Source organism: Methylobacterium sp. 2A, from assembly GCF_009806555.1.
In the GTDB taxonomy this organism is placed as follows: domain Bacteria; phylum Pseudomonadota; class Alphaproteobacteria; order Rhizobiales; family Beijerinckiaceae; genus Methylobacterium.
Window position 1 is genome coordinate 250,955 of sequence record NZ_VUOK01000062.1, and the last position, 11,633, is coordinate 262,587.

General features: G+C 71.2%; 4 protein-coding genes. 1 reads left to right on the plus strand and 3 read right to left on the minus strand.

What is annotated here, in order from left to right; translation table 11 throughout:
* The first annotated feature begins 58 nt into the window (after window positions 1-58).
* Complete coding sequence (locus tag FVE89_RS29595) at window positions 59-1,243, plus strand: polysaccharide biosynthesis/export family protein (protein WP_161393718.1); 1,185 nt, start codon at window positions 59-61, stop codon at window positions 1,241-1,243.
* Between the two features lie 137 nt (window positions 1,244-1,380).
* Here FVE89_RS29595 and FVE89_RS29600 read toward each other — a convergent pair whose 3' ends face one another.
* The 3 genes from FVE89_RS29600 to FVE89_RS29610 form a co-directional block, all read right to left on the minus strand.
* The gene (locus FVE89_RS29600; RefSeq protein ID WP_161393719.1) at window positions 1,381-2,748 is read right to left on the minus strand and encodes an aminotransferase class I/II-fold pyridoxal phosphate-dependent enzyme; all 1,368 of its coding nucleotides are present in this window, start codon (window positions 2,746-2,748) and stop codon (window positions 1,381-1,383) included.
* Window positions 2,745-10,187, minus strand: coding sequence for an SDR family NAD(P)-dependent oxidoreductase (locus FVE89_RS29605; protein WP_342389957.1), 7,443 nt, complete (start codon window positions 10,185-10,187; stop codon window positions 2,745-2,747). The genes FVE89_RS29600 and FVE89_RS29605 overlap by 4 nt, the downstream gene beginning before the upstream one ends.
* A 339-nt stretch (window positions 10,188-10,526) precedes the next feature.
* Window positions 10,527-11,633, minus strand: a 1,107-nt coding sequence (locus FVE89_RS29610; protein ID WP_161393721.1) for a UDP-glucose/GDP-mannose dehydrogenase family protein, incomplete at its 5' end; no start/stop codon positions are given.

An 11,633-nucleotide genomic window follows, 5' to 3' on the forward strand; every position in this document is an offset into this window, starting at 1 on the left:
ACTGGATATCCCGGTCCGGGCCAGCGATGGCGCGGGATCGGCTGGAGAAGACTCTGTGATGCTGCGTAAGACGGCGCGCACCGCCCTGATGGCTGCCCTGGCGGCCGGATCTGCCGGCGGCTGCACGTACCTGCCTGCGGCGGGTCCGACGGCGAGTGCGATCCAGGCGGGCTCGGAGGTGGCCACCGCCGACGGCAGCCTGCTGGCGCGCTACGAGATCATCGACGTCACTCCCGCGGTGATCGAGGCCCTGCGCGGGCGCCCGCTCGACAGCCTGCTCGCCTCCTTCGGCGACCACCGCCCGTCGGCCGAGCCGGTGATCGGCATCGGCGACATGGTCTCGGTCTCGATCTGGGAAGCCGGCTCCGGCGGCCTGTTCTCCGGGCCGCTCGTCGCCGACCGCTTCTCGGCCGGTTCCAAGTCCGCCCTCATCCCCGAGCAGCCGGTCGGGCGCGACGGTGCCATCTCGGTGCCCTATGCCGGCCGGATCAAGGTCGACGGCCGCCGGCCTCAGGACGTCCAGGCGCTGATCGAGAACGAGCTCGCCGGCAAGGCGATCCAGCCGCAGGTGCTGGTCTCGGTCACCCGGCCGATCAGCCAGGCCGTGACGGTGACCGGCGAGGGTGCGGCCGGCGCCCGCCTGCCGCTGTCGGGCCACGGCGACCGCATCCTCGACGTCATCGCGGCCGCCGGCGGCAACCGCTCGCCGGTCAACGAGACCTTCGTGCGGCTCTCGCGCGGGTCGGTGACCGCGACCGTGCCGCTGACCACGGTGGTGTCGAACCCGCGGGAGAACATCTACCTGCGGCCCAACGACGTGCTGACGCTGGTGCGCGATCCGCAGACCTTCATCGCGGTGGGGGCGCTGGGCAACAGCACCGAGCTGCCGTTCCAGGCCGACGGGATCACGCTGGCGCAGGCTTTGGCCAAGGCGCGCGGCCTGTCGGACTTCGCCGCCGATCCGGCCGGGACCTTCATCTTCCGGTTCGAGCCGGCCAGCGTGGTGCGGCGGCTGAAGCCGGGCTCGAAGCTGCTCGGCACGCCGCTGGTTCCGGTGGTGTACCGGATCGACATGCGCGACCCGAACAGCCTGTTCGTGTCCCAGGCGTTCCGGATGCGCAACCGCGACCTGATCTACGTGTCGAACGCGCCGTTCACCGAGGTGTCGAAGGTTCTGACCGCCTTCAGCGGCGTCACCGGCCCGGTCGCCTCCGTGGCCACGGCCTACGCCTATACGAAGTAGGCCACGCCGCCGGCCTCCGGGCCGGCGAACATCCCGACAGATCCCCGAACGAGAACAGGGCGCGGATGATATCCGCGCCCTGTTCTCGTGTTCGGTCAAGGCGGATCGGGGCCGAGGCGCTCGGCCCCGGACTAGACTCAGGCCCGCTTGGCCAGCAGCTGCTCGATCAGCGAGCCGCCCTTGTCGATCGCCGCGAGCTCCTCCGCGACCGCGTTCACGGTATCGCGGATCTGATCGGGCGTGTGCTCGGAGGTCAGGAAGAAGCGCAGGCGCGAGGCCCGCTCGGGGACCGCCGGATGGATGATCGGCTGCACGTTGATGCCGCGCCGGAACAGCCGGTCCGACAGGGTCACGGCCTTCAGCGAGTCGCCGACGATGATCGGCACCACGGCGAGGCCGAGGCTGAAGCCGGTGTCGAGGCCGAGCTTCTTGGCAGTGGTCAGGAACAGCGTGCCGTTCTGGCGCAGGCGCTCGACCCGCTCCGGCTCGGCATGCAGCACCGCGAGCGCCGCCTCGGCGGCGGCGGCGAGCGGCGGCGACATGCCGACGCTGTAGACGAAGCCGCCGGCCGAGTGCTTCAGATACTCGATCAGCGCGATCGGCCCGCAGATGTAGCCGCCGCAGGTGGACAGCGTCTTCGACAGCGTGCCCATCCAGATGTCGACCTCCTTGGGGTCGACACCGCAATGCTCGAACAGGCCCGCGCCGGTGCGGCCGGTGACGCCGAGGCCGTGCGCCTCGTCGACCATCAGCCACGCATCGTAGCGCTTCTTGAGTGCGATGAGCCCCGCGAGGTCCGGCGCGTCGCCGTCCATGCTGTACAGGCCCTCGACCACGATCAGCGCCCGGCGGTGCTCGTGGCGGGTCGACTGGAGCAGGGTCTCCAGGGCGTCGAGGTCGTTATGCGCGAAAGAGCGCCGCTGGGCGCCGGAGAGCTGCGCGCCCGTGACGATGCTGTTGTGGGACAGCGCGTCGTGGAAGATCACGTCGCCGGCTTCGAGCAGGGCGCCGATGGTGGTCACGTTGGTGGCGTGCCCGCTCACCATCACGACGCAGCCCTCGGAGCGGTAGTGCTTGGCCAGCGCCTGCTCCAGGCTGATGTGCCCGGGCCGCTCGCCCGCCACGACGCGGCTCGCCGAAGCCGAGGTGCCGTAGGCGTCGATCGCCTCGCGGGCGGCGTTGCTCACCCGCGGATGGCCGTTGAGGCCGAGATAATCGTAGGACGAGAAGTTGGTGAAGCTCTTCTGGTCGATCCGGGTGGTCGCGCCGGCCTTGGCGTCGTGGACGCGGAAGAACGGGTTGCCCAGGCCGATCAGCTCGGCCGCCTGACGCTGGAGCTTCAGCTCCCGGTAGCCCGGCAGGTTCTCGAAATTCTGCGCCGCCGACTGGCCGGCGGGGGAGGCCGCCTTGACGGGGGCCGGGCGCGGCGTCGCGCGCCCGAGGCGGTTGGTCACGAAGCCGGCGAGCGCCGCGCGCCCGCCGTCCGGCCGTGCCGTATCGGTCATGAGTTCGTCTCTTTGATCTCGCTGGACGTCTGCTCGATGAGCTCCCGGAGAGGCGCCATCATCTGCGCATCGATCTCACCACCGACATGCTTCGAGACGAGGCTCATCGCGACGCCGGCCGCCTCATCCATGGGCGCGGAAACCGCCTGAATTAAGGACTCCGACAGCTCGTTGACGGTCATGCCCGAGGACAGGCCCGCGGGCGGCGCCTCAAGGGCGAAGCGCTCCTGCAGGCTGGCGCCGAGCTCGACACCCATCAGCGAATCGAGGCCGATCTCCGAGAGCTGGCGCACGCGGCTGATATCGTCCTTCGGCAGCCGCAGGATGCGGGCGATGTCCTCGACGATCGCGTCCGACACGGTCTTGCGGACCGCATCGAGGTCGCCGCCCTTGAGCAGCGCCGCGATGTTGATCGCCTGGACGCCGCCGGCCTCGGCCTGCTGGTCCGAGCCGAGTTCCGCGTAGCTCGGCGAGCGCATGGTGGCGAGACGCTCGCGCGCCTTGCCCCAATGCATCGCCGCGATGGCGATGACCGCCTCGTCCGGAGACGCGCCCTGGCTGCCCAGAGCCTCGGCCATCAGGTCGAGGCAGCGGCGCGCCTCCATCGGCGTGACGCCGACGCGGCCGGCGAGGCCTTCCATGACCGCCCGGTTGCGGGCGAGCATGCCGACATCGCCGATCGCACCCCAGGCCACCGCCAGGGCCGGCAGGCCGCGGCGGCGGCGCTGCCGCGCCAGGCCCTCCATGAAGCCGTTGGCGGCCACGTAGGAGCCCTGGCCCGGATTGCCGATGAAGGTCGTCGCCGAGGAGAACAGGACGAAGTAGTCGAGGCTCCGGTCGCGGGTGGCGGCGTCCAGGTGCTGGGCGCCGATCACCTTCGGGCCGATCACCGCGTCGAGCGCCGCGGCGTCGATGTTGGCGATCAGGCCGTCCTGAAGCACCGCGGCGGCGTGGAGCACGCCCGCGAGCGTCTTGCCCTTCTGCTCGATCTCGGCGAGCAGCCGGTCCACCGAGGCGCGGCTGGTGATGTCGACGGCCTTGGCCTCGACGGTCACGCCGCGGGCCGACAGCTCGGCGACGATCGCCTTGGCCTCATCGGTGGCCGCACCCTTGCGGCCGGCGAGCACGAGATGCTTGGCACCCCGGTCGATCAGCCAGCGCGCCGCCTCCAGGCCGAAGCCGCCGAGGCCGCCGGTGAGCAGGTGGACGCCCGTCTCCGAGACCGTGAACGGCTTCGCCGTGTCCTTCATGATCGTGCCGGCCTTGGGCGGGCTGATCACGATCTTTCCGATGTGACCCGATTGCTGCATCAGCCGGAACGCGTCCGAGGTCTCGGCCGCGGTGAAGGGCTGATAGGGCAGGGGCTTCAGGCCGCCGTCGTTGAACAGGGCCATCACCTCGCGGAACATCCGCGCGCCGTCGTCGCCCTGGTGCTGGATCACCTGATCGAGATCGACGCCGAAATAGCTGAGGTTCCGCCGGAACGGGCGCAGGCCGATATGGGTGTTGGCGACGTAGTCGCGCTTGCCCAGCTCGACGAAGCGGCCGAACGGCCGGAGCGCGTTGAGCGAGCGCTCCATCGCCTCGCCGAACAGGCTGTTCAGCACGATATCGACGCCGTCGCCGGTGATCGCCCGGACCTCGTCCACGAAGGCAAGCGAGCGGGAATCGAGCACGTGCTCGGCGCCCAAAGCCTTCACCAGCGCCCGCTTCTCGCGGGAGCCCGCCGTGGCGATGACCCGCGCGCCCTTGAGCTTGGCGATCTGCAGGGCCGCCAGCCCGACGCCGCCCGCGCCGCCATGGACCAGCACCCATTCGCCGCGCCGCATCCGGGCGCAGGAGACGAGGCCGTAATAGGCGGTGAGGAAGGCCACCGGCACGGTGGCGGCCGCCATCGGGTCGAGGCCCTGCGGCATCGGCGCGACGACGAGATCCGGCACCACGATGTGGGTGGCGAAACCCGACTGCGCGAAGGCGACGACCGGGTCGCCGACCTTGAAGCCCTTCACGCCCGGACCGACGGCCGTGACGCGGCCGGCGCATTCGAGGCCGAGGCGGGGGCCGGCGAAGCCGTCCTCCAGGATCTCCTCGGGCAGCATCGAGAGCGCCCAGAGAACGTCGCGGAAGTTGAGGCCGGTGGCCTCGACCGCGATCTCCATCTCGCCCTTGCCGGGGGCGCGGCGCTCGGCCGGACCCCAGACCATCTCGCTGAGGCCGCCGGTGTTGCTGCGCTCCAGGCGCGCGGCCTCGGCCGGGACCAGATCCGCCGGATCCCGGTGCTGCGGCCGGCCGGCATGGAAGCGCACGACCTGCGTCCGCTCGTCGTCCAGCACGATCTCGGTCTCCGGCGTGCCGGAGAGGATGAGGTCGCGCAGGCGCTCGGAGGCGCGCTTCGACGACATCTCGGGGGAGAGGTCGATGCGGCGGACGTCGAGGTTCGGGGCCTCGTTGGCGAGCGTGCGGGAGAAGGCCCACACGCCGGCCTCGATGTTGGTGGTCTGGCCGCCGCGGTCACGGGTCGCACCGGGGGCCACGACCCAGAGGCGGGTCTGGCGGGATCCCAGATGCTCGGTGCAGCGCTTCAGGCTGAGGCAGCGGTCGCGCAGCCGCTCGGCCGCCTCGCCGCCGCGGGTGAAGGCGCCGGCCAGGAACACCACCGTGTCGGGGGTCTCCTTCTCCAGCTCCATCAGCGAGGTCTCGGAGTCGAGGATGATCGAGACATGCACGCCGCCCGCGACCAGCAGGGTCGCCAGGGAGGAGGCGGTCTCGGCCGCGAACTCGTCGTCGGAGCCGATGATGAAGGCGAAGCTCTGCGCCGGGGCCGGACCCGGGCGCACCGGCGCCTCCGCCGTCAGCAGCAGGTCGTCGCCGTTGGCCGACGCCGCCCGCTCGACCTCGACCTTGACGAGGCCGTGGGCGCTGAGCGTGCGCTGCCAGCCCTCGATATCCTCCAGCCGGCCGACCGGCAGGCCTCCGACCGCCTCCTCGAACCATCCGGGGTTGAGGCCGAACACGAGGTCGCGGAACAGGGAGGCCCCCGGCTCCACCGCCACCAGCAGGCCGCCGGTGGCGAGGGCCCCGGCGAGCTGGCCCGGCAGGGCGCGGTCGCCGCGATGCAGGCTGCCGGAGGCCAGGATCAGGTCGAAGCTCCCCGGGGCGAGCTCATCCGCGGTCTCCACCACGGCGGCGGCGCGGCCGAGCGACAGGCGGGCGCGCTCGGCGAGCCGGCGGTCGGTCTCGAACACGGTGAGCCGCGCCTCGGCGGCGGCCGCGAAGGTCGCGGCCTGGGCCGAGAGCGGGCCGAAGCCGACCTGCAGGACCCGCAGGGCCCGCTCCTTCGGGAGCTGGGCGAGGCTGCGCTCGATCAGGTTGGCGACCACGTCGGCGCCGTGGCGCGCGGTGGCCGAGCGCAGCACGAAGGCGTCGATCGCCCCCTGCGGCAGGGACGGCGCGTCGCTCAGCGTGCCGGCGAGCAGCCGGTCGACCAGAGCGCCGACATCGGCGATCAGCACCAGCTCGGCCGAGAGATCCGGATGGTCGCCGGCGATCCAGCGCATGATCTCGTCGGGCGCCGGCAGGGCGGAGCCGTCGCCCAGCGTCCAGTTCTGACCGGCGCGCTCGGCGAGCCCGCTGCTCTCCAGGGCGTAGAGGGCGTTCAGGAGCCAGGGACGGAGGGATTCCGGCACGCGGCTGTCGGTGACCGAGACGGTCTCGCCCTGCGCCAGCCCGGAGGCGAGGCGGTAGGCGAGCGAGGTCGCCCAGCCCTCCAGCAGGAGGTGGCCCGGCGACAGGGCGGCGTCGGCCGGACCCTTCGCCTCGGCGGCGAGCGGGCGCAGCCGCGCGGCCACGCTCGGACGGCGCTCCATCGGGATCGCGGTCGGCTCGGTGGCGAGTTCCGGCACCTGCGACAGCGCGTAGACCGAGAGGTCGCCGCCGCCCTTGGCGCGCAGCGCCTGGAACCGGCCCTCGCGGATCGTGGCGATCACCGCGCCCTCGGCGTCGAGCAGCGTGAAATCCGCCAGGATCGAGCGCTCGTTGCAGCGGCGGGTCCGGATGATCGAGCGGGCGATCACCGCGCCGGGGCGCAGCAGCCGCACCTCGCCGAAGCGCACCGGGATATAGGCCTTGCCGCCGTTCTCGCCGAGCAGGTCGGCGAAGAGCAGGATCAGCCCGTGGAAGCAGGCGTCCAGCCGGTTCGGCACGAGGCCGTAGCGGGTGTCGGGCTCGGCCGGCAGCAGGTCGGAGACGATGGTGGCGTCATCCAGCCGGGCGCTCATGGCGACCTGCTGGAAGCTCGGGCCGAAGGCGAGACCGGAGGCCAGGGCCTTGGCGTAGAGCGCGTCGCCGGAGAGCACGTGCTCGCCGGCCGTCTCGAAGCTGAAGCCGTCGAGGTCCGGCGCCTTCGGGGCCGAGAAGGTGCCCTCGACGATCTTGGCCTGGGCGTGGAGCTGCCAGGGCGTCTGGGTCAGGCGCGGGCGGCTCAGCACCTGGATGCCGTTGCCGGTGCCCGACAGGCGCACCGCGACCTCGCGCAGGGCGTCCTCGGTGAACACCATCGGCGCCACGATCTCGAAATCGGCGAGCACGACCGCGTCGTCGCGCAGGGCCTCGCGGACGCAGGCCAAGGCCATCTCGACGAAGCCGGCGCCCGGCATGATCACCTGGCCGTCGACCTTGTGATCCTCCAGCTCCGGCACGGTCACCGGATCGACGAAGCCGTTCCATTCCAGCCCGTCGAAGGCCGTGCGCGAGCCGATCAGCGGGTGGTAGGGGCGGGGGCTCATCGCGCCGACGCCCTCGGTGGTGTCGGCGAGGCGGAACGGGCGGCGCTGCCACGGATAGGTCGGCAGGCGCACGTCGCCCCGCGGCGCATCGCCGAACAGCACGGCCTCGTCGACCTGCGCACCCTGGACCAGGGCGGCGCTGACCGCCTTGGCGATCGGGTCGCCGCCCGAGGCCTTGCGGTGCATCACGCCGACCGTGGCGGTCTCGATGCCGAGCGGCTCGACCGCGTCGCCGACATGCGACATCAGCGTCGCGCGCGGGCCGACCTCGACGAACACGCGGGCGCCGCGGCGGGTGGCATCCTGCACGGCCTCGCAGAAGCGCACCGGCTCGCGGATGTTGCGCCACCAGTAGCCGGCGCCGAAATGCGAGCCGTCCAGCACCGAACCGGTCACGGTGGAGACCATCGCGGTGGTGCCGGCGCGGGACTTCAGCCCGGCGAGATCGCGCAGCAGCGGCTTCTCGGTCGGGTCCATCAGCCGGCCGTGGAAGGCGTAGGCGAGGTCGAGCTTGCGGCCGCGGCGGCGCTTGCGCGACAGGGCCTTGAGGGCGGCCTCGATATCGGCGACCGGACCCGCGACCGTCACGGCCTTCGGGCTGTTGTAGGCGGCGATGTCGAGGGCCGGGAAATCCTTCAGGAAGGTCTCGACCTCCTCGGACGGCATCAGCAGCACCGCCATGGTGCCCTGGCCGTGCGTCGTCTCCTGGTGGTGGCTGCGGTAGTAGATGACCCGGACCGCATCCTCCAGGCTCAGGATGCCGGCGGCCTCGGCGGCCGCGATCTCGCCGACGCTGTGGCCGAGGACGTAGGACGGGATCAGGCCCTTGGCCTTGAGGGCGGCCGTGGAGGCGCTCTCGATCGCGAAGATCAGCGGCTGCGAGACGCTGGTCAGCGCGAGGCGTTCGTCCAGGTCTTCGGCGTAGAGCGCCTCCTTCAGCGACCAGTCCGAATAGGTCTGGAACAGGGTGTCGATCCGGTCGAAGGTCGCGCGGAAGACCGCGTTCTCCTCATAGGCCTCGCGGCCCATGCCGGCCCACTGGCTGCCGTTGCCGGAATAGATGAAGGCCACCTCGGCCACGCGGTCGACCGCGGTGCCGGTGAAGGCGTCGGAGCTGTCCTCACCCTCGCCGACCGCGCGGAGGGCGGCTGCGACATCGGTCTTGCCGTCGAGGGCGATGGCGAGGCGGGCCGGCATGCGCTCGCGCCGATGCGCGACGGCGGCCGCGATGGTCGGAACCCGGGCGGGCTCGGCCTCCAGGCGCTCGGCATAGTCGAGGGCCAGCTCGTTCAGCGCGGCCCGGCTCTGGGCCGAGAGCAGCAGCACCTGCGCGGCGGGCTCCGGCGCCGTCTCGGGGGCCTTGGACCAAGCGGGGGCATCGGTGATGACCACGTGGGCGTTGGTGCCGCCGAAACCGAAGGAGTTCACGCCGGCGAACCGCTCGCGGCCGTTGCGGCCGATCTTCAGCGGCTCGCGCACGACGTGCAGGTTCAGCTCGTCGAACGGGATTTCGGGATTCAGTTCGGCCGCGTGCAGCGACGGCGGCACGAGGTCGTGCTCGAGCGCCAGCGTCGCCTTCATCAGGCCGGCGAGGCCGGAGACCGGCTCGGTATGGCCGATATTGGTCTTGATCGAACCGATCGGCAGCGGCGCCTGCCGGCCGCGGCCGAGCTTCGAGCCGATGGCCGAGGCCTCGATCGGGTCGCCCACCGGCGTGCCGGTGCCGTGCGCCTCCATGAAGGCGAGGTCGTCGAGCCGGATCTCGGCCTCGCGGTAGACCTTCTCCAGAAGGGCGCCCTGGGCGTAGCCCGAGGGGAGCGAGATGCCGGTGGTGCGGCCGTCCGAGTTGATGCCCGATGCGGCCACCACGGCACGGACCGTGGCGCCGTTGCGCCGCGCGGCCTCGGCCGATTGCAGCACGAACACCACGCCGCCCTCCGAGCGCACGTAGCCGTCCGCGTTCTTGGAGAAGGCCTGGCACAGGCCGGTGCGCGAGAGCATCTGCGCGGTGGAGAAGCAGATGAAGTTGAACGGGCTCGCCAGGACGTTGACGCCCGCGACCACCGCCGTATCGATGCGGCCCGACCGGATCGCCTGCACGGCATTGTCGAAGGCGACCAGCGAGGACGAGCAGGCCGTGTCGACCGTGAAGCTCGGCCCCTTCAGGTCGAAGATGTAGGAGATGCGGTTCGAGATGATCGAGAGCGTGTTGCCGGTCGCCGCGTAGGCGTCGCCCGACGGCGCGTCGAGGATGCGCAGGTTGCCGTAATCGAGCGAGGAGGCGCCGACGAACACGCCGATGTTGCTGCCGGCCACGCTCGACGGGCGCAGGCCCGCATCCTCCAGGGCTTCCCAGGTCAGCTCCAGCAGCATCCGCTGCTGCGGATCCATCTGCTCGGCCTCGCGGGGCGAGATGCCGAACACCGCCGGGTCGAACGACCACACGTCGTCGATGACGCCCGCCGCCCAGGTGTAGCTCTTGCCGCGCTCATGGGCGCGCGGATGCGCGAACCGCTCCAGGGAGAAGCGGTCGGCCGGCACCTTGCTGACGGCGCAGCGCCCCTCGGAGAGGAGTGACCATAGCCCGTCCACACTGGGGGCCCCGGGCAGTCGGCAGGCGCGTCCGACGATCGCAATGTCTGTACGTTGTGTCACGTTCGGTTCGCACACGCTCGTTATCGGAAGTCGGCTCGGCTCGCGACGAGTGAGTACCCTGTCACCCCTTACTGTGGCACCATTGCGGTGTCCAACCGGCCGCCGCGCGAGGTCATCCCGGCGTGGCAAAATTGCCGAAGGCTGTGACATGTATTCATCAGAAACCTATCCAATTCCAGCGATCAGAACGCCAAGTTTGGACGGGTCGACTGGTCGTCGAGACGCAGAAACGATCACCAGAAAGCCACAGTTTCGCCCCGCCGCCGGGAGCCCGTCTAACGGCATCGTGCCCGGGGCGCAAAAAGATCTTCCGAAGAGATCCTCGGATCGTCGCACAGGTCAGGACGGGTTCGGCCCGGGACCGGCCCCGTTTCGTCCGACGCCGCAATAGATAAAGCCGTGGCGCGCGGCGCTTTCGGGATCGTAGATGTTGCGCAGATCGACCAGGACGGGACTCGCGCCGCCGGACGCCATGGCCTGCCGCAGCCGGTCGAGGTCGAGCGCCCGGAACGCGTTCCACTCGGTGACGATCACGAGCGCGTCGGCCCCCTCCGCGCAGGCATAGGCGTTCTCGGCGTAATCCACAGCCGGCATCAGCGCCCGCGCCTGCGCCATCCCTTCGGGATCGTAGGCGCGCACCTTCGCGCCCGCATCCTGCAGGCCCGCCACGATCGCCAGCGCGGGCGCGTCGCGCATGTCGTCCGTGTCGGGCTTGAAGGTCAGGCCGAGCAGCGCGATCGTCCTGCCCCGGACGCTCCCGCCGCAGGCCTTGATCACCTTGCGCGCCATGGCGCGCTTCCTCTGGTCGTTGACCGCCACCACGGTCTCGACCAGCCGCAGCGGCGTGCCGGCATCCTGGGCGGTCTTGACCAGCGCCAGCGTGTCCTTGGGAAAGCACGAGCCGCCATAGCCCGGCCCGGCATGCAGGAACTTGGTGCCGATCCGGTTGTCGAGCCCGATGCCGCGCGCGACCTGCTGCACGTCGGCGCCGACCTCCTCGCACAGGTCGGCGATCTCGTTGATGAAGGTGATCTTGGCGGCCAGGAACGCGTTGGCGGCGTATTTGGTCAGCTCGGCGGTGCGGCGACTGGTCACGAGGATCGGCGCGGCGTTGAGGTAGAGCGGCCGGTAGACCTCACGCATCACCGCCTCGGCCCGGGCCTCCTCGGTGCCGACCACGATCCGGTCGGGGCGCTTGAAGTCGGCGATCGCCGCGCCCTCGCGCAGGAATTCGGGNTTGGAGGCGACCGCGAACGCCGCGTCGGGGTTGGCCTCGCGGATGATGCGCTCGACCTCGTCGCCGGTGCCGACCGGGACGGTGGACTTGGTGACCACCACGGTGAAGCCCGAGAGCGCACCGGCGATCTCCCGGGCGGCGTCGAACACGAAGCTCAGATCGGCGAAGCCGTCGCCGCGGCGGGACGGGGTGCCGACCGCGATGAACAC

Excerpts from the sequence above, each read along its gene's own strand:
- FVE89_RS29600 (WP_161393719.1), bottom strand. The coding sequence starts at position 2,748 with ATGACCGATACGGCACGGCCGGACGGCGGGCGCGCGGCGCTCGCCGGC.
- FVE89_RS29595 (WP_161393718.1), top strand. The coding sequence starts at position 59 with ATGCTGCGTAAGACGGCGCGCACCGCCCTGATGGCTGCCCTGGCGGCC.